The sequence below is a fragment of the Flagellimonas okinawensis genome, assembly GCF_029194005.1.
Taxonomy (GTDB): domain Bacteria; phylum Bacteroidota; class Bacteroidia; order Flavobacteriales; family Flavobacteriaceae; genus Flagellimonas; species Flagellimonas okinawensis.
Genome location: NZ_JARFVA010000010.1, coordinates 1 through 25,095 on the forward strand (window position 1 = coordinate 1; position 25,095 = coordinate 25,095).

A 25,095-nucleotide genomic window follows, 5' to 3' on the forward strand; every position below is an offset into this window, starting at 1 on the left:
AGAATTTCCTAATTTCAGTACTCAATGAACTTTTTCATCGTAGTCTCAGGCAGACTCGAACTGCCGACCTCTACATTATCAGTGTAGCGCTCTAACCAGCTGAGCTATGAGACTGTCTTGGCCTTTTATCGCCAGTATTTGTAACATATTATAAACGACAGCGCAAAACGTAACAACCACCTCGTGCAGGACCCGGACATCCGGGCGTCTCTTTCTCTAGAAAGGAGGTGTTCCAGCCGCACCTTCCGGTACGGCTACCTTGTTACGACTTAGCCCTAGTTACCGATTTTGCCCTAGGCCGCTCCTCTCGGTGACGGACTTCAGGCACTCCCGGCTTCCATGGCTTGACGGGCGGTGTGTACAAGGCCCGGGAACGTATTCACCGGATCATGGCTGATATCCGATTACTAGCGATTCCAGCTTCACGGGGTCGAGTTGCAGACCCCGATCCGAACTGTGACCGGTTTTGTAGATCCGCGCCCCCTTGCGGGGTGGCTTCCCTCTGTACCGGCCATTGTAGCACGTGTGTAGCCCAGGACGTAAGGGCCGTGATGATTTGACGTCGTCCCCACCTTCCTCACGGTTTGCACCGGCAGTCCCGTTAGAGTCCCCATCTTGACATGCTGGCAACTAACGGTAGGGGTTGCGCTCGTTATAGGACTTAACCTGACACCTCACGGCACGAGCTGACGACAACCATGCAGCACCTTGCAGGCAGTCCGAAGAAAGGGGTATCTCTACCCCATGCAGCCTGCATTTAAGCCCTGGTAAGGTTCCTCGCGTATCATCGAATTAAACCACATGCTCCACCGCTTGTGCGGGCCCCCGTCAATTCCTTTGAGTTTCATTCTTGCGAACGTACTCCCCAGGTGGGATACTTATCACTTTCGCTTGGCCACGGAGACCGAAGTCCCCACAGCTAGTATCCATCGTTTACGGCGTGGACTACCGGGGTATCTAATCCCGTTCGCTACCCACGCTTTCGTCCATCAGCGTCAGTACATGGTTGGTCACCTGCCTTCGCGATCGGTGTTCTATGTGATATCTATGCATTTCACCGCTACACCACATGTTCCGGCAACCCCACCATGACTCAAGACCTGCAGTATCAAAGGCAATTTTATGGTTGAGCCACAAACTTTCACCCCTGACTTACAGGCCCGCCTACGGACCCTTTAAACCCAATGATTCCGGATAACGCTCGGACCCTCCGTATTACCGCGGCTGCTGGCACGGAGTTAGCCGGTCCTTATTCTTACGGTACCGTCAGACACCTACACGTAGGTGCGTTTCTTCCCGTATAAAAGCAGTTTACAACCCATAGGGCCGTCATCCTGCACGCGGCATGGCTGGATCAGGCTCCCGCCCATTGTCCAATATTCCTCACTGCTGCCTCCCGTAGGAGTCTGGTCCGTGTCTCAGTACCAGTGTGGGGGATCCCCCTCTCAGGGCCCCTAACCATCGCTGCCATGGTGAGCCGTTACCTCACCATCTAACTAATGGTACGCATGGCCATCCCTGTCCGATAAATCTTTAATCGGAATATCATGCGATATCCCGATACTATGGGGCATTAATCCAAGTTTCCCTGGGCTATTCCCCTGACAGGGGCAGGTTCCATACGCGTTCCGCACCCGTGCGCCGGTCGTCAGCAAAAAAGCAAGCTTTTCCCTGTTACCCCTCGACTTGCATGTGTTAGGCCTGCCGCTAGCGTTCATCCTGAGCCAGGATCAAACTCTTCATTGTATTTCCTTGAATGTCTGTCCGACACCCGAAATATCCGAGCCCTCGCATCAAAATGGTTTGTTCTTAATTCTACGCTGTCGTTACAATATGTATATGAACTTTTTGTCTTTTTTTACTTCCAAAATCATCCTTTCGGTCTCTCGGAAGCGCCCTGCCTTATCAGCTAAGCGGGTGCAAATATACGCACGTTATTTTCTTACCACAAAATGTTTTTGCTATTTTTTTTCGAAAAAAAATCAATTAATTTATAAGTGCTTGTTTTTCAGGTTTTCCTTTTTTCCTTCTTAACATATTTTATGAGAAGAAATTCCACACCAGCCCAAATCTGATCACGAAATCTCGATATGGGTAATTGGGCGCAGCATAATAATTGGGCTCGGAAAAAAGAGAATTTAGGTGTTCCGCTTTAAGATAAATCCTTGTTTGTTTCACCTTGGCATTTATAAAAAAATCCAATAATGGATATCCTCCGAGTTCTTCATTATTCTGAATATAGAATTCGCCCAATAAAGGGTTGTAGGCATTCATATTATATGAAGTGAAATATTTGAAGGTAACACCTGTTTGCAGAAACATGGCCTTTTTAAACACATCGCTGGAAAAATACAAACTATTCCGAGTAACCACTTCTGGCAAATTGAGCACTTGATTATCCTGGGTGACATTTTGATACATTACGGTATTCATGAGCGCCCATTTTCTCCACTTGAGCTCTTTTTGATACTTAACCTTTAAATGATTTATGGTTCCCGATTCTTGAAAAGGCCTTACAAATGCGTTTTCCAGACCTGATACTATTTGGTCCTCGGTTGCAGTAGAAGCGAAGTAGGTGTAATTATCTAGAGCACTGTACTCAGCCTCTAAGAGACCAAAGTTTTTGGAGTCGAATGCGAACTTTATACTCTGAGTGTTCACTTTTTCGAACGCAGCGTTATTTTGCCAGTTGAAATTTCTATAATCACTTTGATACAACAGATAATTAAAATCCGGCATACGTGATGAAATATGTATGGCCCCGGTTACACTGTTGTTGTCATTCAACTTATACCTGGCCATAGCATCAAAATTATTGCCCGTGAGGTCTCCCACAATGGTATAATTCACATTACCCTTGAGATATAAGGGTCCAAAATTATTCACATATGCACCTCCCACAGAAATTTCATCTCCTTGTAATTTATTTTGGATAGTCCCCGCTTCTGTAATGAGTATACTATTGAAATAGTAGTTGTAGTTATATAAACTTACATTTCCCGACAGCTTGCCCAGCGTTCTATTTGAAAACTCGACAAAACCCCGGTTCAACATTGTTTTGAGCCTTGCACGGTCCTCGATGGGTGTTAAAAACGGGTCACTGCCCAATGAAGCGTTACCATTGGATTGCTCAAAATCGTACAATTTGCTCTCGTAACTGAACTCGTGTCCCAATGCCAAAGTTGTGGGATCGTTATCTGTTGAATCTTTTTTATGACGCACCAACCTATACTGATGGTCCAAATAATACCTTTTACCCAGAATCCTATTATTGGCATTGGTATAGAGCAAATCTATCTTTGCCCTATCTTGAAAATCCGGCAGGTCATCTTCAAACTGGCTACGGTCCTGCAACCCTCCATTTTCTTCACTTTGCATTTCCTGTGCAGCTATATGCCCTCTCAGTAAATATCGTTCGTTCTCGCTCTGATAATTAAAGGTGACCCGAAACTTTCCATCCTGCGCTTCTTCGTACCTATATTTTCCTAGAGACCTGAATCCATTATAGGCCACCGAAGCATTTAACCGTTTGGAAACATTGAATGTTAGCAACGCATCTAAATATTGACCTTGTTCAAAGGAGGTCTTAAACATTAGTTCCGTCACTGGAGTGGGAACGTTGTAATAGTCTATATCTTCCTTTTCAAAATATCCTGGATGTTTGGCGGCAGCCCCAATTTTAGGATAATAAGAGCCACTGGAAAAGCTCTTGCCAAGTTCATTGTACGGTTGCCCCATATTGGCAAAAGGCATTAACTCAAAGTCATCCCGTCTAAGGTAATTGTACTTATACTCCTTTTTTATAGTGAGCGTAGTATCCAAATAAGTAGTATCCCTTTCGTAAGATATTATCTTATAGTCCTTGATACTAACGGAATCTTTTGCTTTGACACTCAACTTTCCGGGTTTTTCCCCCTTTATTTTAGTCTTGACGGAATCCTTTTTGATTGCATCTTTGGATTTTACCTGTAACGAATCTTTCTTATTCAACTGCAAAGAATCGACTTGTTTTGTAGGCGGCAAGGAATCTTGTTGTGCCATGACCGAATGGCCAAAGAAAATGAAAAGGGTGAATAGTATAATTCTCATTCCACGAAATTGGTTGGGCAAAGGTAAAAGTTTTGTTTCTAAAGAAATGTGAAAACTTTATTACACAAAAAAGCCCCGCCAATTGGCGGGGCTTTCATTGAAATATTATAGTAACAAACCTTGACTAGTTCTGAGTTGAAATAGAAGGGTTGTTCTGAATTTCTGATTGAGGAATCTCAAAAGTCAACCTTTCATCATCGTAGCTGATAGGTGTTCCTACGTTAGAAAGGTGGTTTGCACCTCTAACAACGGTACCCTGATTTCTCTTTAGAGAAAGGTAGCTCTTACCTTCACCCCAAAGCTCGATACGAGTCTGTAGGTAGATCTCATCCAAAAGTGCTTGTCCAGAAAGTCCATCTACATAAGCAGAGCTAGGCAATCTCTCGTCCAACAATGCCTTAAGAATAGTTCTTGCAGCAGCATCGTTACCAGCTTTAGCAGCAGCTTCAGCGTGCAATAGGTACATTTCAGCAACTCTTAAATACACATAATCAGTTGTAATGTTTGCCTGCCCACCGATTACTCTGTCCGGAGCGTAGAACTTGTTGATTGGCATCAAATCTGTGTACCCACCAGTTGGTTCTGCGAACTGACCTTTACGAGCATCATCTGCAGGAATGGCAGCATATAGATCGGAATCCATTGCCTTGGCATCACCTGCCCATGCATAGCTATATGTAAATAGGTCCATTTGTCCCCACCAAGAAACAAGACCAAGTCCTGTATCTACTGTAAGGTCAACACCCCACATCCATCCAGAAGTATTCAAATCGTTGAATCCTCCAAGAATTTCTTCAGAGTTCATTAGTGTATAACCACCGTTATTGATCACTTCCTCAGTTAAATCCATAACTTCTTGGTGGCTGTCACCTTTAGAGGCCAATACATATGCAAGTACTCCTTGAGCTACAGTTTTATCCACTTGGCTTTTAGAACTTCTTGAAAAGCCATCCAACAAAGAAATAGACTCATTAAGGTCTTTCTCCATTAAAGCATAGATCTCCGCTGTAGTTACTTTAGGTCCGTTCAAATCATCTGGGCTATCGTAAATAGGCAATATCTCAGCTGAAGGATCGTAAGAGTTCGCATAGTATTGGGTCAAGTAGAAATAAGCATGAGCACGAAGTGTCTTCGCCTGGCCCATCAAATATCTGTTTTCTTCCAATTCAGGAACAAAATCATTTCCACCCAATGCATCGATCACCAAGTTAGCTGAACGCACAATTCGGTAGTAAAACCTCCAAGGCATGTAGTTTCTAGTTCTGGTAAAATCCTGTGTTGCTTGGAACTCGGTAATATCAGCTCTATACCAACCATATGTACTTACAGAAAGTGCCATATCACCAGAAAGCATATCACCATAGATATCGTATCCTTTATGACCAAAATCATCGTGGTTTGTAGTACCACCACTCTGAGTGGCGAACATTGTAGAATAGATACCGGAAATAGTTCCTTCAATTACTGCTGGGTTAACGGCAGCCGCTTCCCCAACTTGCTCTTGCGTCAAGAACTCGGACGGTTGCTCGTCCAAAAAGTCCTTACCACAGCCCGCCAATAACAATAGCGAGGCTATAACCGAAATTTTTATATTACTGTTTTTCATAACGTTTTTTTCTAAAATTTAACTCTTACACCCAAGGTTACCGTTGTCAAAGGAGCATAGATTCTTCTTGCAGAAGCACCATTTTCCCTTACAGAAGGATTGAAACCTTGTCTAGCTGTCTTGATGGCCAAGTTGTCACCAGCCAACCAAATGTTCACATTTTTCAAGCCCATTTTCTCGATATCCTTACGTGGAAGGGTGTATCCGATTTTAGCATTGTTGAATGCGATGTAATCAGTGCTTGTCAACCATCTTGTAGAGTTAACCCTTTGGTCCTGTCCTGTAGCATCGTCCAAACGAGGTACATCTGTAACATCACCAGGGTTTTGCCATCTTTGGGCAATATCCTTGTGGAAGTTAGTAGAAGCTGCACCAAAGTTATCACTCATCAATTCTGAGTATTGGTTATCCATAGCCCAACCACCTACACTGTAGGTGAACTGTGCAGAAAAGTCGAAGTTTTTAACTTGAGCTGCCAATCTGAAAGCACCAAACAAATCAGGAATACCAGATTTACCAACATATTTCTGAGTGGCATCTGCGTAAGTCTCTGTTGTTTGTCTAGCTACGTTAGCATCTGGATTTTCATCCAAGTAAGCCACCATATCAGCAATACCATCTTCACCATCGTCCAATGTTCCGTTTCCGTTAGCATCGTTGAAGTACTGGTAGTATTGTCCAACACCATTTTCTGGGTTAACACCAGCCCACTCTCTTACGTAGAAATCGTAGATAGAGCTTCCTTCTGAGTATCCGTAAGGAGAAGAAGAAGTATCCAAGATTCTAGGCTCGCCTGTTGAAGGCTCGATAGGCATTGTCAAAATTTCGTTGTTGATGTGTGATCCGTTGATAGACAAGTCCAATTTGAAATCTTCTTTGTCAAAGATGTGACCTGTAAGGTTAAATTCAACACCTTGGTTCAACAATTCACCATCGTTTACTGTTACGATCGCAATACCTTGAGAAGGTCCTACCCTTCTTGAGAAAATCAAGTTATCTGTCTTTTTGCTGTAGAAATCAACAACACCATCCAAATATCTTCCCAATCCAAATTCAACACCAGTCTGGAACATTTTAGAAGTCTCCCAAGTCAAATCTGGGTTTCCGTTATCTCTAATAGATAGGGAAATCTGATCGTTCAAGTTGTTGATATCGTAAGTATCATAAGCTACGTAATAATCATCATCCACAGCTTGGTCACCTGTGATACCGTAAGAAGCTTTCAATTTCAAGAAATCAAAAACACCGTTACCTGCCATGAAGTCTTCGTTAGTGATAACCCATGCAGCACCAATAGATCCGAAGGTACCCCATTTCTCATTGATAAATCTTGAAGAACCGTCTCTACGGATAGATCCAGTCAAGAAATATTTCTTATCGTAATCGTAGTTTACCTGACCGAAGTATGATTCAATACTGTATCCTCTTGAGAATCCAGAAGGAGGTCCTTGAGACACAACAAAGTTGTTCAACTCATAAATGTTAGGGTGTACTGCCAATCTCTTGGAAGCAACACTTTCTTCTCTTTCGAACTGGTTGTTCTCATGAGCCACAAGAGCTTCGAAAGAGTGGTTACCGAACTCAGTTTGGTAACGCAACAACTTCAAGAAGTTAGTGGTCAAGAAGTTTCTATCTCTCTGGAAAAGGTCACCACCAGTAGAAATACCACCACCATAGAATGGGTTGGTAAACGACTTGTAACGCTCTGTTGCAAACTGCGCACCAAAACGAGTTTCAAAAGTCAATCCTTTAGCGATATTGAAATCCAAAGAGAAGTTTCCGTTAACCTCATGTCTGTCTGTACCAACAAAATCGTACAAAGCAGAAGCAATCGGGTTCAACTGGTCAGCATTTGGTCTAGATCTGTATCCAGAAGCTGTACCATAATCGTATTGATATCCACCAAAAATTGGATCTTCAACCAATTGGTAGTTTTCATCCCTTAGGAATACTGGGAAGATAGGAGCCATTTTATCGGCAAATTCAAACAAGTTTTCAGAACCATTGGTCTGACCGTTGTTTTTACTTTTAGAGAAAGCGTAACCAGCGTTAACACCAACTTTCAACCACTTTTTAACTTGTGAGTCAGCGTTCAACCTAGCAGTATATCTCTGGTAACCTGTGTTCAGGGCGTATCCGTTATCATCCAAGTAACCGATAGAAGTAAAATACTTGCTCTTCTCATCTCCACCACCCATTCTAAGGTTGGTCTCAGTTCTGATCGCAGCATCGAAAGCCAAATCAGAATATCTTTGAGGAGTATATCTTCTTGTTACCCCTGGTCTTACAGTACTTGTAGCTGGGTCGATCAACTCACCACCATCAGCAACGTTCCACATGTTGTAACCTGGGTGCACATAATTCAAAGAAAACAAGTTGGCGTTGGCAAAAGCAACAGGGTCTTCAGCACCATCCAATGCCGCACCGTTGCGGATACCTTCCCATACATAACCAATGTACTCTTCAGGAGACCTGATCACATCGTATCTTGGGATCAACTGCATGTTGAAACCAGACTTCACATCTACCTCAACATAAGATTCAGTTGCAGAACCGGTCTTGGTAGTAATCAAGATTACACCATTCGCACCACGAGAACCGTAAATAGCGGTTGCAGTAGCATCCTTAAGTACAGTTGTGGTTTTAATGTCCGCAGGGTTAATAGAGTTGATACTTCCTGTAAAAGGAACACCATCCACTACATATAAAGGATCTCTGTTACCGTTAACGGAACCGTAACCCCTTACACGAATGGTTGAAGAAGTACCTGGCTGACCAGAAGTGTTGATTACGGTAACACCCGCAACCTCACCGGCCAATGCCTGAGAAACGTTTGAAAAGGACTTAACCTCCAAAGCTTCCGCTTCTACAACAGATGCCGTACCGGCAAATGCTTGTTTAGTTGTGGTACCATAACCAACAACCACTACCTCTTCTAGTGCTTGTGCATCATCTTCCATTTGCACATTAATAGTGGAAGAGGAGCCCACCAATCTTTCTACTGTTTTTTGTCCGAGGTAGCTGAAACGTAAAGTTTGACCTTCGGAAGCTGAGATGGAGAAGTTTCCATCGAAATCTGTTTGTGTACCATTAGACGTTCCTACAACGACAATGGAAACACCAGGAAGAGGCAGACCCGTTTGGTCCGTCACGTTACCTGAAACTGTTTTCTCTTGTCCAAAAGAGAAAGACATGCACAACACCAAGAAAGGTGTCAGCATCCATGCTAACTTAGCTTTCATTTATTTCATTTTTTGAATTAGTCCGCTCAAAAATCAATATAAAAAGTTAATATTCAAAAAAATTAACAACCTTGCAGGTCGCTAAACAAGCGGAACACAGTCAGATTTTTTCATAATTTTAACACATTATTCTTACGCCAAACCCTTATTTATTGGGCATGTAGGAATTTTTTTAACTTTTTATTGATGATTACGTTTTTTTTATATGCCCTATCTGTTAAATTTTCGGTTGTATGTTAAAATCATGTTATCGAACACATTTGGAGGCAGGAACGGATGAAGCGGGAAGAGGTTGTTTGGCCGGTCCTGTTACGGCAGCGGCGATTACATTACCAAAAAGTTTCAGCAACGATATATTGAACGACTCAAAACAATTGTCCGAAACCAAGCGCACTTTACTTAGGCCAATATTGGAAATTGAGGCTGTTTCTTTTTCTGTTTGCCATGTTTTTCAGGACGAAATCGATGAAATAAACATATTGAACGCTTCCTTTTTAGCAATGCACCGGGCAATAGAACAATTGCAGCCAGCTCCAGAATTTATAATTGTGGACGGGAACAGATTTAAACCCTACCCGGAAATTGAGCACGAGTGCATTATTAAAGGGGACGGTAAATACATGAGCATCGCCGCAGCATCTGTTCTGGCAAAAACCTATCGAGATGAATATATGGCAAAAATCCATGAGGAGTTTCCTATGTACAATTGGAAAAAGAACAAAGGATACCCCACTAAAGAACACCGGGAGGCGATAAAAAAATATGGGATTACCAAATATCATAGAAAAAGCTTTCGACAACTGCCCGATCAGTTGACACTGGATATTTAAAAATCCTAACTTTGTGTCAAACTTCAAGAATGAGAATTAAGGCACTTTTTTGTTTGCTCCCCATTTTTATCCTATCCTGTACAAAAGAGGTAAAGACCACCGACTCCCTTTTGGAACATTTGCCCCCCGACCCTGCACTCGTTCTTAAAATTAACAACCTGACCAATTTTAAAAGTGAACTAAAGAACAATTCACTATTAAAAAGTATTGAAGGTTTTTCCCATCTTGACAACATTTCAAGCACTACAGCAGGATTGGATCACCTGTCTACAGATCAAACCTGTATTCTTGCGTTTTATGAAGTTGGCAAGGACAATTACGACTATGTTTTGGTCGCCAAAAACAGCCCAGGCCTTTTTTCAGTGGACAGTGTAACGAACAAAACCGTGGAAACACTAACCTATGAAGGAGCAACCATTACCAAATATAATCTTGATGGTCTTGAGGTGCATAGTTTACAAAAGAACAAGGAGGTACTGCTAAGTTCATCCATAATGCTCATGGAAAACCTTATACGGACCAGCAAAAACTCGGTGATAGACCCCACCTTAAAAAAACTATACGACGCAAGTTCATCCGATAAATCCGCTACTTTTTTTATAAATCCATCCAATAATATTTCCATTCTTGCTCTAAAAGAAGAAAACACGGAACAAGAACCTTTCTCGTCTTGGGTTTCATTGGATTTTACAGCCAATTCGGACGAGGTAAATCTTAACGGTGTGGCCATGGCGCCTGATTCCACCAAATCTTTTATCAATTTATTCAAGGACACCAATCCTTTGATCAACAAAACGCCATCTTATGCGCCATTGAATGCCCAGGCCATTCTTTCGTATACTTTTGATGATTACCAAAAATTCGCGGCCAACCAAAACACCTATCTGGACCGTGTCAAGAAAACCGATTCACTCTTTAACACGATTGAAGAAGTGGGGCTGATATACATGAACAATCAAAAAGTGGTTTTACTAAAATCATATGGAACGGAGGGGATTTATGATTATCTGGATAGCCACCAAACTGCTTCAGAACAATATCAAGGAAGTGAAATTCTAACATTGGACAAAAAAAACCTTGTAGAGGAAGGCTTTACTCCTTTGATCAAAAACTTTGAGTCCAACTACTGCGCCCTATTGGAAAACAGTTTTATTTTTTCGCAAGAGAAAGAGGCATTACAGACCATAATCAGTAATCATAAAAGTTCATCCTCCTTTGAGTCCGACCAAGGATTTATTACTGCAGAGTCTTCACTTGCCAACGAATCCAGCATGCTGTTTGTCTCCAAGGCATCAGGAATAGATTTTTTAGCGGAACAAGAACTGGTTGCCGAAGTTTCCAAAGACATCGAAGAAAAAGACCTCTCAGACCAAGTATTTGCGTCACAGATTGTAATGGACAACGGTTTTGGACACTTTAATTTATTGGCCTCAAAAATTGAAAAGAACCAGGAACGTAATACGGTGTCCCCCCTATTTACATTGGAATTGAACACCGATCTTGCCACCGACCCCCAGTTTGTCAAAAACCACAGGACCAAACAACATGAAATTGTGGTTCAGGACCAAAACAATGTACTCTATTTAATTTCCACTGATGGAAAAGTACTTTGGACAAAAGAACTGGAAGGCAGGATACAAGGGGATATTATACAGGTAGACATTTATAAAAATGGAAAACTACAGCTAGCTTTTACCACCAACAACCAATTTATAGTGCTTGATCGCAATGGTGAAGACGTACCTCCATTTAAAATAGACTATGAGGGCGGCAACCTTAACCCATTGGCAGTTTTTGATTATGATGGAAGTAGGAACTATCGCTTTGTTGTAACCCAGGGTCAAAATGTATACATGTACAACAACCAAGCTAAAATTGTAAATGGCTTTACGTTTAAAAAAGCACCTGGCAATATTTTGGGAGCACCCAAACATTTTAGGGTTGGCAATAAGGATTATCTTGTCTTTAAACAGGACAATAGCACTTTGCGGATTTTACACAGGGTGGGCAGCGACCGAATCAAAGTTTCCGAAAAAATTGACTTTTCGAACAACGAAGTCTTTTTGTACAAGGATAAATTTTCGGTCACCAATAAAACCGGGGTGCTCCATCAAATTGATACCAATGGCAAACTGGTAGCAACCAATTTTAACCTGAATCCAGACCATGGATTCTATGCCACAAGCAATACCTTGGTTTTTATGGATGACAATATTTTGAGCATTAAAGGCAAAAAGGTAGAATTGGAACTTGGCGTGTATTCAAAACCCAAAATATTTTACATCTACGATAAAATATATGTGGCTGTTACCGACATCCAAAACCATAAAATCTATTTGTACGATAGTCAAGCAGAGCCAATTCCAAACTTCCCTGTTTTTGGCAGCTCTTTGATCGATCTAACGGATATGGACAATGACAGAAAACTGGAATTGGTTGCCAAAGACCAAGACAACTCACTGATTGTTTATAAGATAAATTAACAACGCACAGCAACGCTACATATACAATAGTTGCTACGATACATACATTTTTAAAGGGCAAGAGGGCCATGTTTTAGTAGTTTGAACAGAATTTCTATTTCAACAAACTAAAACACTCTACAATGAAAACCTCAAGCAAACTATTCTATTGTTTGTCCTTTGCCCTATTATTGGGCCATAGCGGTGAGGCACAATTTTTCAAAAAATTGGCCAAAAAAGCCGAAAAGGCAGCTGAACGTACAGTAGAAAGACGTGTAGAAAAGGAAACCACAAAAAAAACTGATCAAGCACTCGATAGTATTTTGGAACCAGGGTCGGGTGGCAAACAAGTTCCCGGCAATACTCCAGGAAACGAAAACATTCCAGGTGCTGAGGGCAACACATCAACTGGTACGCCGGTTTCTACAGGTCCCAAGACCATTGAAGTCTACAGCAAATTCGACTATGTCCCTGGGGACAAACCCATCTTTTTCGATGATTTCAACGATGATTTCATGGGTGATTTCCCTTCCAAATGGAATACCAATGGATCAGGCGAAATTGTAACACTAGGAGACATACCAGGAAAATGGTACTCGGTAGCCAATAGAAGCCTTACCATACCCAATTTGGGAAACACACTCCCTGATGATTTCACTCTGGAATTCGACCTAAAGGTCACAAACTTGACACGAAATACAGGGTCAGGAGCCATCTTGGGCATATACCTCTCAGAAACCAGTGGGTTGACCACAAATGAAAACCATGTGAAGGCCAATTTAAATTTTTGCCAATACATTCCTATTGGCGTACGTGTGGAAAATGAATTCCGAGGTGACCCTGCCCCTATAGCCAACACTTTACAACAAGATTTCAGGGAAATTTATAAAGATGTGGTGCATGTATCCATCGCCGTTAACCAAAATAGATACCGTCTCTGGCTGAATGAAGTTAAAGTTGTGGACCTACCTCAATTTATCGTAAAACCGGAATTAATCAACCATATCAAATTCTATGTGAACGGTATTGACAGGCAGAAGAAGCAAGAGCAGGTACTCATTAGCAACCTAAAAATAGCAGAAGGTGGTGTCGACCTCAGAAGAAAATTAATGTCTGAAGGAAAGATTTCCACCAACGGTATTCTCTTCAACTCAGGTTCGGCCGATATATTACCTCAATCCATGGGTATTATTCGTCAAATTTCCCAAGTACTGAACCAAGATAGTTCCATAAAACTGAATATCATCGGCCATACAGATTCCGATGGTTCGGATGAAAGTAACATAACACTTTCCAAAAACCGAGCGGAGGCGGTTAAAAAAGCACTGGTATCCGTTTATGGTATTTCCGCAGAACGTCTAAGTTCAGCGGGCAAGGGCGAAGCAGAGCCTGTGGCCGATAATAATACTGCGCAAGGCAAAGCACAAAACCGTAGGGTTGAATTCATTAAACTATAACAAAAGAACACACAAACATGAAAAAGTATTTCCTTTTACTTGTTTTGTCCGTGCTGGCAATTCAAGTTTCCAAAGCCCAAACAAACTGTAGCGACTATTATCCTTTGGTCGATGGTGCCAGTCTACAATATACCAACTACGATAAAAAAGGGAAGGAAGATGGACAGATAAACTACAAGGTCGCCAATGTACAAAATAATGGAAGTGGCACCTCTGCTACCATGCTGATGGAAATGGTGGACCAAAAAGGCAACACCTACACTTCCGATTACGATATCGCCTGCGACGGCAATGTGGTGAAAATTGATTTTAAGTCCCTAATGAATGAACAAATGCTCAGCCAAATGGGCGATGTGGAAGTGGATATCTCTGGGACCGATGTGGAATTGCCCAACAACCTTTCCGTAGGACAGGAACTTCCGGATGCCAACATCTCATTAAAAATGAAAATGGGAGGAGCCATTAATATGAACACCAACGTGGAGACAATTAACCGTAAGGTGGAAAAACAAGAAAGCGTCACCACACCGGCCGGCACTTTTGACTGCTATGTGATTTATAGTGAAACTAAGACCAAAATGATGATGGCTAACCAAACATTCCCCTCACGCACATGGTTGGCAGAAGGTATTGGAATGGTAAAACAGGAATCCTACAACAAAAAAGGTAAATTGATGGGAAGTATGGTGTTGACTCAGTTCAGTAAATGATTCACCCTTCAAAACTTAAATAAAAACCGAGGTCTAACCTCGGTTTTTTTATTCATTCTTGTCCTTAAACAAGGGCGAGATCATAATATGGGCCTTATGTGTCCCAGGATTCATGATCCACGGATGATTAGAGCCCAAAGGCTTTTCGGGTAGCCCGGTAGAAGCTGCTGTGGCAAAGGGTAGATAAACCACATATCGGTAATGTGCTCCCTCGACTTCATGGGTCTCGGGGTTGTATTGATCACTTTCTCCATAATAGATATGCAAGGTTGCCCCTGGTTTCCCCATATCAAGTTTTCCCGATTTCGCCTCTTCTTCACGAATATCAAAAATCTCCGGACCAGTTTTACCTTCGGCTCTCAATTCTCTCCCCCTGGCCATAAAAGGTTCTAAACTTTTATGGTAGCAAGCTGCATTAAACCCTGATTGTTGTGGATTATCGGCAAGGACAATGAATTCATTATCCCCTTCCCTTAATGTAACAAACTCACCTGCCATATTATAGCCGATCACCTTGCAGCCATCTCTACTTTCTGCCGGCGCGGCCATTAAAGATGCTGCGACCAAGGCTTCATCGGAGTCAATGGTAACATAATTGGTTTCGGTTTGATTAGCTGTATTGCTCTCTACGGCTTCAGAAACAGTGGAACCATCTTGTTCTTTTTTGCTTTCACCCGAATTCTTGCAGGAAATCAAAACCCCTGCAAAGACAATAATTAAGAGAAGTTGTTTCATGGTATATTGAATTTAGTTACCGGCCATATGATGGGAATCAACTCAAAAGAAAATGATATTTCCAATTTGATCCAAAATACAACCAATATGTGTACGAAGTAAGTTAAGAATTTTTAGGACAATCCCATTTGAGGCTGCAGGATGCCCCCGCATATTTCTCCAAACTAATTCAACTGAAGGAAAACAAATTGTTTGTTCCCAACAATTCCTTCATTTTTTGAGATTCTGAAAAGAATATAAGCCAATTACAAAAGTGCCAACAAGGAAGACATTTCATATCTTAGAGAAGTAATACTTAATCGTTAGACTGAAAAAATAGTATTACATGGCAAGATGAAATGTAAAAATTGCAATAAAGTTGTTGGAGAAACGCATTCATATTGTCCGCACTGTGGTCAGAAAATGGGCCTGGGTAGATTAAATTTCAAGCAACTGCTAAAGGACCTATGGGTTTCTCTCACCAATACCGATCAAGGAATACTTCGCTTGATTAAACATCTGACGTACAGACCGGGCAAAGTGGCTCGGGAGTATGTTTCAGGTAGGCGAAAGAGCTATTTTAATCCGTTCAACTATTTACTGCTTACAGTAGCGATAGCACTATATTTTATTTTGCAGTTTGAGACTGTCGCACTTGATTATTCTAAAATAGAGCCGGATAATAAAGAGCTTTTACAATTTGCTTTCAAGTACTTTAATATTTTTATACTGCTAATGTGGCCAATCCATGGCTCCCTAATCTGGTTGTTTTTTCGGAGGCGTCAAACCAATTATGTTGAAAATCTGGCTTTGACCGCTTATTTGAGTGGGCAAACCATGCTTTATTATATTTTGGCCTTAGCGCTCTTTACAATCTTCCCCTCATTACTAGGTCCACTTGGCACAATAATCGGGTTGTTGATAAGCATTTGGTATACCATCGCAATCCTGCAATTTTATCAGACCAAATCGTTCTGGAGTATTTTAAAAATCGTATTCATTATTACTCTCACCAACATCATATCCCAAGGAATAATATATTCAACATTTCATATATACAGAACATTGGATATTTGAATTGGCCAAATAGAAGAAAATCTAAACCCCAGCGCCTTCTTTAACCAACTCTGCCTCAAAAAGTGCGGTAAAATGTTTGAGAAGCTTTTCCTTTACTGCTGACATATCCACTTCTTTTTGGCCCAGTTCAATATTTAAGGAAGTTACGGCCTTATCCTTGATACCACAGGGAATCATCATATCAAAATAACCTAGGTTGGCATTTACGTTAAGTGCAAAACCGTGCATGGTAACCCAACGGCTAGCCCGCACACCCATGGCGCATATTTTTCGGGCGAAGGGGGTCCCAACATCCAACCAAACCCCGGTCTCGCCTTTAGACCGCTCAGCCTTTAGACCATACTCAGCTAATGTAAGTATGACCATTTCCTCCAAAAAACGGAGGTATTTGTGAATATCGGTAAAGAAGTTATCCAAATCAAGAATGGGATAACCCACAATTTGGCCGGGACCATGATAGGTAATATCACCGCCACGATTGATTTTGTAAAAAGTCGCTCCCTTTTCGGCCAGCTTTTTTTCGTCTACCAATAAATTATTGATATCGCCACTTTTACCCAAAGTGTACACATGTGGATGTTCCACAAACAAAAAATGATTGGGAGTTTCAAGGCCGGCATCTTCCCGTCGGTTTTTAACTTTGGTATCCACAATATCCTTGAACAAGGCCTCTTGGTAGTCCCAAGTCTCCTTGTAATCCTTAAAACCTAAATCTTGCAGGGCAACTTTCTTGTTCATGCCACAAAGATACAAAGCGCAATGATGAGAAACTATTTCTCCAGTTCCACTTCTAAATCGAGTACTGATGGGTTTTTCATCATTTCCAAAAAATCGACATCATAGATCAAAGATTTACCATCTTGACTAAATGTTGCTTCACTTGCTGTTGTGGACTTTATCTTTTTTGGAAAGTGGTATTTCAGCGTGTAGGTTGACCCAGAAAGAAACATTTCCGCACCTTGCAAGCTATCCAACTGCTGTTGAAACAAAGCTTGATCTAGAATTCTGGCAGTACGGGTAAATTTATTTTTTTTAAAGGTATAATTCACCTCGGTGGCTTGATCTGCTGTCTTCATAGGGCCCTGTTGCTGACTGGCCTTCCCTCCCATGGAACTGGCATCTTGGAATGCAGTAAAAGCATCATTCACCTCGTTGACGTTTTTAAACTCACTAAAAAGATTGAACATCATGGTTTTCTCTTCAGGATTCATCACCATTCTCATATTAAAGGGCTCGAGCTTTTTTAGTTTCTCTTGCTCCTCAAGGGGTAATTGTGAAATACTGTCCTTTTTCTCTTCCAAAAAATCTTTGAACGATATAATGGAATCTATGGGCTCTTCATTCGTTTTGGCCATTTCGTCCCCCGCCATGTCCATCATCTCGGAACCATCAAAATTGATGGACAACTTTCCAGACCCATCTTCATTTAAATGGATTTCTTCAGTGAAATTACATGATGCGACCAAAAATATAATTACAGCAATGAATGCAAATTGTAATTTTTTCATGATGTAGTGCTTATGGTTAGTGTGCTATATTTTAATATAGTAGATAACGGCGTTAAAAGTACCATAATCTGTACTTATCCACAACGCGACAAGCTTATTTTGGACGAATGGTGCGAGCATCATCATAAAAACGGCTTTTTTACGTTATATTGATTCACTAACACACTATAAATCAAACACCAACCTCATGAAAACCTCAAAACTACTTTTAGTTTTATCCATCCTATTTTTAGCTTCCTGTAGCTCCGATGACAACAATCCCGAGCCTGAGCTTTCCCCTGAAGAATTGCTTGTTGGCAAGTGGTATTTAACCAATGCCACCTCCTATGGGTCCGAGGTCAATTTGGAAGACTGTCAACTGTTTTCGTTTATAGAGTTTTTAAATGAAGAAGATATTTTAACGGAATGGTATGAATCGAACTGCAGCTCTAGTGGCCTTAAAACAGTAACCTATACGTTTCAATCCAATCCAACAGGCATTTCTATTTCCGGGGATACCGGTTTTTACATGAATCCCGATTACGAAATTTTAAAGCTTACCAGCACGGAATTGATTTTACGAACATTTGATGCTTCCCAAACCACCTTAATCTGGGAACGCGAAGATTAACCCCATTTAATTGGGGTTGTTCAAGATGACCAAAGCAGCAATGACGCCAGGCACCCAACCACAAAGGGTCAATAAAAAAACGATAAGAATAGAGCCACATCCCTTGCCGATTACTGACAATGGGGGAAACAAAATGGCCAATAACACTCTCCAGAAACTCATTGATTATATGATTTGATTGATGATACTTATAGGTAGTTAAAATGGCAGTTTTGTTACAGAAAACCACTATTTTTATCCAGAATCGGATACAACATGCGGTTTTTAGTCCTTATCCTACTTTTCATCAACTCGTATGCTCTTTTTGGGCAGCATCATTTTTCGGGGAAGGTTTCCCAAGAAAATGCAGGCAATGCCATTTACTTATCATTGGTGGAAGACTATCGAAAATCCTCTCGGGTATATTTGGACCAAATTGTTCAGAAATCCGTGGTGGATTCCATGGGTCGCTTCTCTTTTGAAGGCAACAACCTGAGTAATCAAAATCGCATCTATCGCATCCATTTAGACGGCTGTTCGGACAATACAGGAGGCAATCACTTTTTGGGACAATGCAACAACAGCAAAAACGTACTCTTCATCGCCAACAACAAAGACACTCTGGAATTCCCGACTTCTTTCGAAGATCAATCGCTTTGTACCATTAATTCAACCAATCCTAAATCGGGTCTTCTATTGGAAATTGAAGGATTAAAAGAGCACATGGCCTACGACTTTGCAGATTACCCCAGCGAGGCCAACAAAAAATTGAATTTGGATAAGTGGTTCAAAACCCTTCACAATTTTGGAGAAGAGACCAACGAACCTTTGGCGGAACTTTATATCTACGATTTTTTATCAGACAAAAGGAATGAAACCTTTAAGTTTTATCTGCAAGACCTCACTAACAACGAATACTACGAGAACTTATCGGAACGGCTCATTACCACATACCCAGAGACTGAATTTACCCAACAATATGTAGCGGAAATAACCACGGACAAGGAGTTGGCCAGCTTCAACAGCCCGAAATCCAGCAAATGGAACCGAACCATCATTGCACTTTTGGCAGTTTCACTATTAGGGAATGTTCTGTTTTTCTTCGGCAAAAGAAAAAAGAACAGCGTTTCTCACTTACTTGAAAAACTTACCCCTCAAGAGCAAAAAATCGTTGGCCTGATACTGGAAAACAAGACCAATAAAGAGATTGCCAACGAGCTTTTTGTAAGTGTCAGCACCATAAAAACACACATCAACAATTTGTACAAAAAACTGGATATCACCTCTAGGGATGAAATGTCCGTTCTCTTTAAAAAATAAATTTCAACCCCCGGTCTAGTACCGATTTCCAACGCTTCAAAATCGTTTCGACCATTGATTTTAGTGAATTTGGCCATCAAACCATAAATCACGGAAAATCATGAAACGAGTATTCACATCATTAGTTTTGCTTTGCATCATCGGTGCATCGGCACAACAATTCAACAAGGAAATCACTACCGAAAATGGCTTGCAGTTGTTGGTAGGTCAAATCAATTTAGAAGGCTTACAATCCCAACCCTACGGAAACTGGTTCCAAAACAGATACGAGAGCTACCATCCGGACGAGACCATGGTCAATCTTTTCAAGGAAAAATTAGGGGAATACAACATCAAACTATTTTTGGGCACTTGGTGTGGCGACAGTAAGCGGGAAAGCCCCAAATTCATCAAAATATTGGAAGCTGCGGATTATCCCATGGAGCAACTGGAAATCGTTGCTCTGGATTATCGCAAAGGACATTACAAGACCAGTCCCACCGGCGAAGAAAAAGGAATGAACATAATTAAAGTGCCTACCATCATCTTTTTTAAAGATGGGAAAGAAGTCAATAGAATTGTTGAAAGTCCGTTGGAAACATTGGAAGAAGACATCACCCAAATCGTATTCGAAAAAGACTATGTGCCCAATTATGCATATTAAGTTTGGCCAAGGCAAGGATTTAAAGCGCAAAAGTGTAATTTTGCGCTTTAAATTTTTTACAGACTATGCAACTATCGGAACAAGAGATCGTTCGAAGGGAAAAATTGACCAAACTCAGGGAAATGGGAATCAACCCATACCCAGCAGCATTATATCCTGTTGATGCCACTTCAAAGAGCATCAAGAATGATTTTGAAGAAGGGAAAAAGGTGGTGATTTCAGGTAGATTGATGTCGCGTAGAATTCAAGGAAAAGCCTCGTTTGCCGAACTTCAGGATAGCGAAGGTCGCATCCAAGTCTATTTTAACCGGGATGAAATTTGTCCAGGTGACGACAAGACCTTGTACAACGATGTATACAAAAAGCTGTTGGACATCGGTGATATCATCGGTATTGAAGGGGAACTTTTCACCACTCAAGTAGGTGAAAAAACAGTAATGGTGAAAAACTTTTCACTGTTGAGCAAAAGTTTAAGACCATTGCCATTGCCCAAAGTAGATGACGAAGGTAAAGTGTACGATGCATTCAACGACCCAGAACTACGTTACCGTCAGCGTTATGTGGATTTGGTAGTGAACCCGCATGTAAAGGACACTTTCATCAAAAGAACAAAAATCACTAACAGTATACGGGAATTTTATAACCAAAAAGGATATTTGGAAGTAGAGACCCCTATCCTACAACCTATTCCCGGTGGAGCTGCGGCACGTCCATTTTTAACTCACCACAATGCATTGAACATTCCGTTGTATTTGCGAATCGCCAACGAGTTGTACCTAAAAAGATTGATTGTTGGCGGGTTTGATGGAGTATACGAATTTGCCAAGGATTTCCGTAACGAGGGAATGGACCGTACCCACAATCCAGAGTTTACCGTTATGGAACTCTATGTGGCCTATAAGGACTACAACTGGATGATGGATACCACCGAAAAACTATTGGAAAAAGTGGCCATTGATGCCACAGGCAGTTCCAAAGTAACAGTGGGCGATCACGAAATAGAGTTCAAAGCTCCTTATCCAAGGGTTCCGATTTTGGAGGCGATTAAAATACATACCGGTTACGATGTTGCCGGAATGGAGGAAGATGAACTTCGCGAAGTGGCCAAAAAATTGGGTATTGAAGTGGACGACACTATGGGCGTAGGGAAGTTGATCGATGAGATTTTCGGTGAAAAATGTGAACACCACTACATACAACCAACCTTTATCATCGATTACCCCAAGGAAATGAGTCCGTTGACCAAAGAGCACCGAACCAATCCAAGGTTGACCGAACGTTTTGAGTTGATGGTGAACGGCAAGGAGCTGGCTAATGCTTACTCGGAGCTAAACGATCCCATTGATCAGCGCGAGCGTTTTGAAGATCAGTTGAAACTTTCCGAAAAAGGAGATGACGAAGCGATGTTCATCGATCAGGATTTCTTGCGCGCTCTGGAATACGGAATGCCACCAACCTCGGGAATCGGTATCGGTATAGATCGTTTGGTGATGTTGATGACCAACAATTCCTCTATCCAAGAGGTGTTGTTCTTCCCGCAAATGCGACCAGAGAAAAAGCAGGTAGAGCTTACTGAAGAAGAAAAAGCGATTGTGGACATTCTTAAACCACAAGGCGAAATGCCTTTGGCTGACCTCAAAGGAAAAGCTGGGTTGAGTGGTAAAAAATGGGACAAGAGCACCAAAAGTCTTACGAAACATGGACTTATCAAGGTAGAAAAAACGGAAGATGCACTACTTGTAAAATATACAGGATAGTACTAGAATTTTTGATTACATAAAACCTAAGCCCCTGAACCTTAATTAAAGTTCAGGGGTTTTCTTTTTTAAAAAAAGTTCTATCTTTCGACGGTTTTCTTCCTAAACGGAAGGAAATTTCCAGCAGCTTACCCCAATAATCTTACTAAAATCTACTTATATGAAAAGAATGAAACTAGCATTCCTTTTCGTGCTGTTGGTATCTTTTATTTCCAAAGCACAAGAGGTAACAGGAACCGTTTATGATGACCAAAACGTACCCCTTCCGGGTGCCTCGGTCCAAGTAAAAGGAACTACTACGGGCGTCATCACCGACTTTGATGGCAACTACACCATCGAAGCCAACACAGGAGACATTTTGGTATTTTCCTATGTCGGATTCAACACCCAAGAAGCAACCGTAACAGGCAGTACATTAGATGTCACCCTCCAAGCTGGTCTGGAGTTGGAGAATGTGGTTGTTGTAGGATCTCGTAATGCCAACAGAACAGCTACGGACACCCCTGTCCCGGTGGATGTACTGGATGTAACTACCTTGACACAATCCGCCCCACAGGTAACGGTCACAGAAATCCTTAACTATGCGGCGCCTTCCTTCACTTCCAATCCACAGACCATTTCCGATGGTACCGATCACATTGCACCAGCCTCCTTGAGAGGATTGGGCCCCGATCAAGTTTTGGTGCTCATCAATGGAAAAAGAAGGCACAAAACAGGATTGGTAAACGTAAACGGAACATTTGGTAGAGGTAGTGTGGGAACAGATATGACCACCATTCCTTCCAATTCCATTGCTCGCATAGAAATCCTTAGGGATGGTGCTGCCGCCCAATATGGTTCCGATGCCATTGCAGGGGTAATCAACATTGTATTGAAAAAGAGTGTGAACGAGCTACAGGTAGACATCAATACTGGAGCTAATTTTACCAGTGAGCATAGTCCACAAAAAACCATCGATGGTGAGAAAATAAGTTTAGGCCTTAACTATGGCCTACCCATTGGAAAAGATGGCGGATTCATCAATTTTACAGGAAATTTTAGCCATCGTGGATACACCAATCGCATGCAAGAATGGGAGGGCTCCATTTTTAATGCCTACAATTCTATAGAAAGGGTAGCAGCTGAAGACAACTACGACACATCGTTACTACTGGACGATGATTTAACTGATATTTTTGAATACGCTGCCACTGCGGGAATTGCCTTGAATGGCGATGAAAGTAAAGAAGAGCTCCAAGGAATCTTGAATGCTGACGTAACCGAATCGGAGTTGTTGGCCAGAGGATTGGAACGTAGCGACTTTAACATGCGAGTTGGGCAATCCAAACTAAGAGGAGCACAGTTCTTCGCTAATCTTTCTATACCTCTCGATGAAAACTTGGAAATCTATGGTTTTGGAGGGTTGAGCTTCAAAAATGGTAATGCAGCAGGTTTTTATCGTTTACCCAATCAATCCAGAAGCTACACTCCCGCCTACCCTAATGGTTTTTTACCAGAAATCAATTCCAACATCGTGGATAAATCTGCCACTATGGGAATTAAAGGAATGTTGGGAGATTGGAATGTAGACTTCAGTAATTCCTATGGAAAAAATGAATTTCTATATCGGGTTACCAATTCCAACAATGCGTCCTTGGTGAATTCCACCCCTTTCGAGGCAAATTCCGGTGGATTCAACTATAGTGAAAACACCACCAATTTTGACATGAGTCGTTTCTTTGAGGACACCATGGCGGGACTCAATATTGCTTTTGGTGCAGAGTATCGAGTGGAAAACTATGCCATCGTAGCCGGTGAAGAAGCTTCATACACCCAGTACAACAATTTGGGAAATCCACACGACCCAACAGACCCAAACTCGGAAGTACCCACCGACTTTTTTGGAAGTACCAGACCAGGAGGCATTCAAGTATTTCCCGGTTTTAAACCTGATAACGAAATCAATGCATTCAGGAATACCATTGCAGGCTATTTTGATGTAGAAGCAGACTTTACCGAATCAATTTTATTGAGCGGAGCGGTTCGTTACGAAAACTTCTCCGACTTTGGAGGAACATTGAACTTTAAGTTAGCTACGCGTCTCAAAATTTCAGAGAACTTTAATTTTAGAGGAGGAGGACAAACAGGGTTTAGAGCGCCATCCCTTCATCAAATCCATTACAGCTCCACTTCTACCCTATTTGTGGACGGAATTCCCAACGAAGTGGGTATATTTCCGAACACATCCAGAGTTGCCAGACTTTTGGGTATTGAACCATTGAAAGAAGAAACATCAATCGGGGCAACTGCAGGTTTTACGGCTAGGGTTCCTAGTGCAAACCTAAAATTTACTTTGGACGGATACCTTATCAATATAGATGACCGTGTAATTTTAACTGGGCAGTTTGATGACAATGGCAATGCAGAATTGGCAAATCTTTTTCAGCAGGCCAATGCCACCCAAGCCGCTTTTTTCGCAAACTCTGTGGATACCCAAACCATGGGATTGGATTTTGTAGTAGATCATAAAGCGCATATATCCGACAATGTTTCCTTGACCAATACACTTGCCTTTACTTTTTCAGAAACAAGTGTGGAGAAAGTGAAAGTGCCCGAAGCCATTGCCAATGCAGGTCTCAGTGACACGTATTTTGACCCTACCAGTAGAATCTATTTGGAATCCGCTGTTCCAACTACCAAAGGAAACCTCTCGCACAATGTAAAAGTTGGCGACAATTGGAACTTCTTTTTAAGGAACGGATATTTTGGTGAAGTTCGGGAAGCAACCAACGAAATTGACCCAACCATTGACTATACTTTTGGTGCAAAGGTTATTACCGACCTAACCGTGGGTTACAGCTTCTCCAAAAGCGCAACATTAACGATTGGAGCAAACAATCTATTGGATGTTTACCCAGACAAGAATGATCCGGCTTTCCGATCCAGTGGAAGATTTATCTACTCAAGAAGGTCCGTTCAATTTGGACAAAATGGACGTTATGTGTTTGGCAGGTTGACATTCAAAATCAAATAAAACTATCAACTTTTAAATAATTAATACGGAAGCCCCTGGATGGGGCTTCTTTATTTTCATGTTTTAACAAAAAATCCT

General features: G+C 41.6%; 17 protein-coding genes, 1 tRNA gene and 1 rRNA gene. 10 read left to right on the forward strand and 9 right to left on the reverse strand.

Annotated elements, in window-relative coordinates; all coding sequences use genetic code 11:
* Positions 1-40: 40 nt before the first annotated feature.
* The 5 genes from PY091_RS17870 to PY091_RS17890 all read right to left on the reverse strand — a co-directional run bounded on the left by PY091_RS17870 (position 41) and on the right by PY091_RS17890 (position 8,937).
* A tRNA-Ile gene (locus tag PY091_RS17870) sits at positions 41-114 on the reverse strand.
* Positions 115-220: 106 nt separating this feature from the next.
* Positions 221-1,746 (reverse strand): 16S ribosomal RNA (locus PY091_RS17875).
* A gap of 294 nt (positions 1,747-2,040) precedes the next feature.
* Positions 2,041-4,089 carry a putative porin gene (locus PY091_RS17880; RefSeq protein ID WP_275650856.1) on the reverse strand — a complete coding sequence of 683 codons (2,049 nt, stop codon included), beginning with the start codon at positions 4,087-4,089 and terminating at the stop codon, positions 2,041-2,043.
* A 124-nt stretch (positions 4,090-4,213) separates the two neighbouring features.
* Positions 4,214-5,695, reverse strand: coding sequence for a RagB/SusD family nutrient uptake outer membrane protein (locus PY091_RS17885; RefSeq protein WP_275650857.1), 1,482 nt, complete (start codon positions 5,693-5,695; stop codon positions 4,214-4,216).
* Between the two features lie 11 nt (positions 5,696-5,706).
* Entirely contained in the window at positions 5,707-8,937 is a 3,231-nt protein-coding gene (locus PY091_RS17890) for a SusC/RagA family TonB-linked outer membrane protein (protein ID WP_275650858.1), read from the reverse strand.
* 233 nt (positions 8,938-9,170) lie between these two features.
* Between PY091_RS17890 and PY091_RS17895 the strand changes: the two genes are divergently transcribed.
* From PY091_RS17895 to PY091_RS17910, 4 genes are all read left to right on the forward strand, one after another.
* Positions 9,171-9,767, forward strand: a complete 597-nt coding sequence (locus tag PY091_RS17895) for a ribonuclease HII (protein WP_275650859.1) — start codon at positions 9,171-9,173, stop codon at positions 9,765-9,767.
* Between the two features lie 29 nt (positions 9,768-9,796).
* Complete coding sequence (locus PY091_RS17900) at positions 9,797-12,250, forward strand: ribonuclease HII (protein ID WP_275650860.1); 2,454 nt, start codon at positions 9,797-9,799, stop codon at positions 12,248-12,250.
* Between the two features lie 122 nt (positions 12,251-12,372).
* Positions 12,373-13,686, forward strand: a complete 1,314-nt coding sequence (locus PY091_RS17905) for an OmpA family protein (RefSeq protein WP_275650861.1) — start codon at positions 12,373-12,375, stop codon at positions 13,684-13,686.
* 17 nt (positions 13,687-13,703) lie between these two features.
* The gene (locus tag PY091_RS17910) at positions 13,704-14,396 is read left to right on the forward strand and encodes a TapB family protein (RefSeq protein WP_275650862.1); all 693 of its coding nucleotides are present in this window, start codon (positions 13,704-13,706) and stop codon (positions 14,394-14,396) included.
* 48 nt (positions 14,397-14,444) lie between these two features.
* On the opposite strand, the gene PY091_RS17915 is transcribed toward PY091_RS17910, so the two are convergent.
* On the reverse strand, positions 14,445-15,131 hold the full coding sequence (locus PY091_RS17915) for a hypothetical protein (protein ID WP_275650863.1): 687 nt from the start codon (positions 15,129-15,131) through the stop codon (positions 14,445-14,447).
* A 402-nt stretch (positions 15,132-15,533) separates the two neighbouring features.
* Between PY091_RS17915 and PY091_RS18730 the strand changes: the two genes are divergently transcribed.
* Positions 15,534-16,187, forward strand: coding sequence for a DUF3667 domain-containing protein (locus PY091_RS18730; protein ID WP_417957522.1), 654 nt, complete (start codon positions 15,534-15,536; stop codon positions 16,185-16,187).
* A 21-nt stretch (positions 16,188-16,208) separates the two neighbouring features.
* Here PY091_RS18730 and lipB read toward each other — a convergent pair whose 3' ends face one another.
* Both lipB and PY091_RS17925 read right to left on the reverse strand, forming a co-directional pair.
* Positions 16,209-16,925 (reverse strand): lipoyl(octanoyl) transferase LipB, encoded by a 717-nt coding sequence (gene lipB / locus PY091_RS17920; protein ID WP_275650864.1) that lies wholly within the window; start codon positions 16,923-16,925, stop codon positions 16,209-16,211.
* Positions 16,926-16,957: 32 nt separating this feature from the next.
* Entirely contained in the window at positions 16,958-17,695 is a 738-nt protein-coding gene (locus PY091_RS17925; RefSeq protein WP_275650865.1) for a hypothetical protein, read from the reverse strand.
* A 187-nt stretch (positions 17,696-17,882) separates the two neighbouring features.
* Here PY091_RS17925 and PY091_RS17930 point away from each other — a divergent pair, with 187 nt between their 5' ends.
* Positions 17,883-18,305 carry a lipocalin-like domain-containing protein gene (locus PY091_RS17930; protein ID WP_275650866.1) on the forward strand — a complete coding sequence of 141 codons (423 nt, stop codon included), beginning with the start codon at positions 17,883-17,885 and terminating at the stop codon, positions 18,303-18,305.
* Positions 18,306-18,311: 6 nt separating this feature from the next.
* Here the strand turns inward: PY091_RS17930 and PY091_RS17935 are convergent, their stop codons facing one another.
* On the reverse strand, positions 18,312-18,467 hold the full coding sequence (locus tag PY091_RS17935) for a YqaE/Pmp3 family membrane protein (protein WP_090291467.1): 156 nt from the start codon (positions 18,465-18,467) through the stop codon (positions 18,312-18,314).
* Positions 18,468-18,560: 93 nt separating this feature from the next.
* Between PY091_RS17935 and PY091_RS17940 the strand changes: the two genes are divergently transcribed.
* The 4 genes from PY091_RS17940 (at position 18,561) to PY091_RS17955 (ending at position 25,017) form a co-directional block, all read left to right on the forward strand.
* Positions 18,561-19,604, forward strand: a complete 1,044-nt coding sequence (locus tag PY091_RS17940; protein ID WP_275650867.1) for a response regulator transcription factor — start codon at positions 18,561-18,563, stop codon at positions 19,602-19,604.
* A gap of 100 nt (positions 19,605-19,704) precedes the next feature.
* The gene (locus PY091_RS17945) at positions 19,705-20,247 is read left to right on the forward strand and encodes a thioredoxin family protein (RefSeq protein WP_275650868.1); all 543 of its coding nucleotides are present in this window, start codon (positions 19,705-19,707) and stop codon (positions 20,245-20,247) included.
* A gap of 65 nt (positions 20,248-20,312) precedes the next feature.
* Complete coding sequence (gene lysS, locus PY091_RS17950; protein ID WP_275650869.1) at positions 20,313-22,004, forward strand: lysine--tRNA ligase; 1,692 nt, start codon at positions 20,313-20,315, stop codon at positions 22,002-22,004.
* A 160-nt stretch (positions 22,005-22,164) separates the two neighbouring features.
* Positions 22,165-25,017: a TonB-dependent receptor gene (locus PY091_RS17955; RefSeq protein WP_275650870.1), complete on the forward strand. Its 2,853-nt coding sequence runs from the start codon at positions 22,165-22,167 to the stop codon at positions 25,015-25,017.
* The last annotated feature ends 78 nt before the right edge of the window (positions 25,018-25,095 follow it).

Excerpts from the sequence above, each read along its gene's own strand:
- PY091_RS17930 (WP_275650866.1), top strand. The coding sequence starts at position 17,883 with ATGAAAACCTCAAAACTACTTTTAGTTTTATCCATCCTATTTTTAGCT.
- PY091_RS17915 (WP_275650863.1), bottom strand. The coding sequence starts at position 15,131 with ATGAAACAACTTCTCTTAATTATTGTCTTTGCAGGGGTTTTGATTTCC.
- PY091_RS17890 (WP_275650858.1), bottom strand. The coding sequence starts at position 8,937 with ATGAAAGCTAAGTTAGCATGGATGCTGACACCTTTCTTGGTGTTGTGC.
- PY091_RS17900 (WP_275650860.1), top strand. The coding sequence starts at position 9,797 with ATGAGAATTAAGGCACTTTTTTGTTTGCTCCCCATTTTTATCCTATCC.
- PY091_RS17910 (WP_275650862.1), top strand. The coding sequence starts at position 13,704 with ATGAAAAAGTATTTCCTTTTACTTGTTTTGTCCGTGCTGGCAATTCAA.
- PY091_RS17935 (WP_090291467.1), bottom strand. The coding sequence starts at position 18,467 with ATGAGTTTCTGGAGAGTGTTATTGGCCATTTTGTTTCCCCCATTGTCA.
- PY091_RS17955 (WP_275650870.1), top strand. The coding sequence starts at position 22,165 with ATGAAAAGAATGAAACTAGCATTCCTTTTCGTGCTGTTGGTATCTTTT.
- PY091_RS17880 (WP_275650856.1), bottom strand. The coding sequence starts at position 4,089 with ATGAGAATTATACTATTCACCCTTTTCATTTTCTTTGGCCATTCGGTC.
- PY091_RS17895 (WP_275650859.1), top strand. The coding sequence starts at position 9,171 with ATGTTAAAATCATGTTATCGAACACATTTGGAGGCAGGAACGGATGAA.
- PY091_RS17940 (WP_275650867.1), top strand. The coding sequence starts at position 18,561 with ATGCGGTTTTTAGTCCTTATCCTACTTTTCATCAACTCGTATGCTCTT.
- lipB (WP_275650864.1), bottom strand. The coding sequence starts at position 16,925 with ATGAACAAGAAAGTTGCCCTGCAAGATTTAGGTTTTAAGGATTACAAG.
- PY091_RS17885 (WP_275650857.1), bottom strand. The coding sequence starts at position 5,695 with ATGAAAAACAGTAATATAAAAATTTCGGTTATAGCCTCGCTATTGTTA.
- lysS (WP_275650869.1), top strand. The coding sequence starts at position 20,313 with ATGCAACTATCGGAACAAGAGATCGTTCGAAGGGAAAAATTGACCAAA.
- PY091_RS17925 (WP_275650865.1), bottom strand. The coding sequence starts at position 17,695 with ATGAAAAAATTACAATTTGCATTCATTGCTGTAATTATATTTTTGGTC.
- PY091_RS18730 (WP_417957522.1), top strand. The coding sequence starts at position 15,534 with ATGGGCCTGGGTAGATTAAATTTCAAGCAACTGCTAAAGGACCTATGG.
- PY091_RS17905 (WP_275650861.1), top strand. The coding sequence starts at position 12,373 with ATGAAAACCTCAAGCAAACTATTCTATTGTTTGTCCTTTGCCCTATTA.
- PY091_RS17945 (WP_275650868.1), top strand. The coding sequence starts at position 19,705 with ATGAAACGAGTATTCACATCATTAGTTTTGCTTTGCATCATCGGTGCA.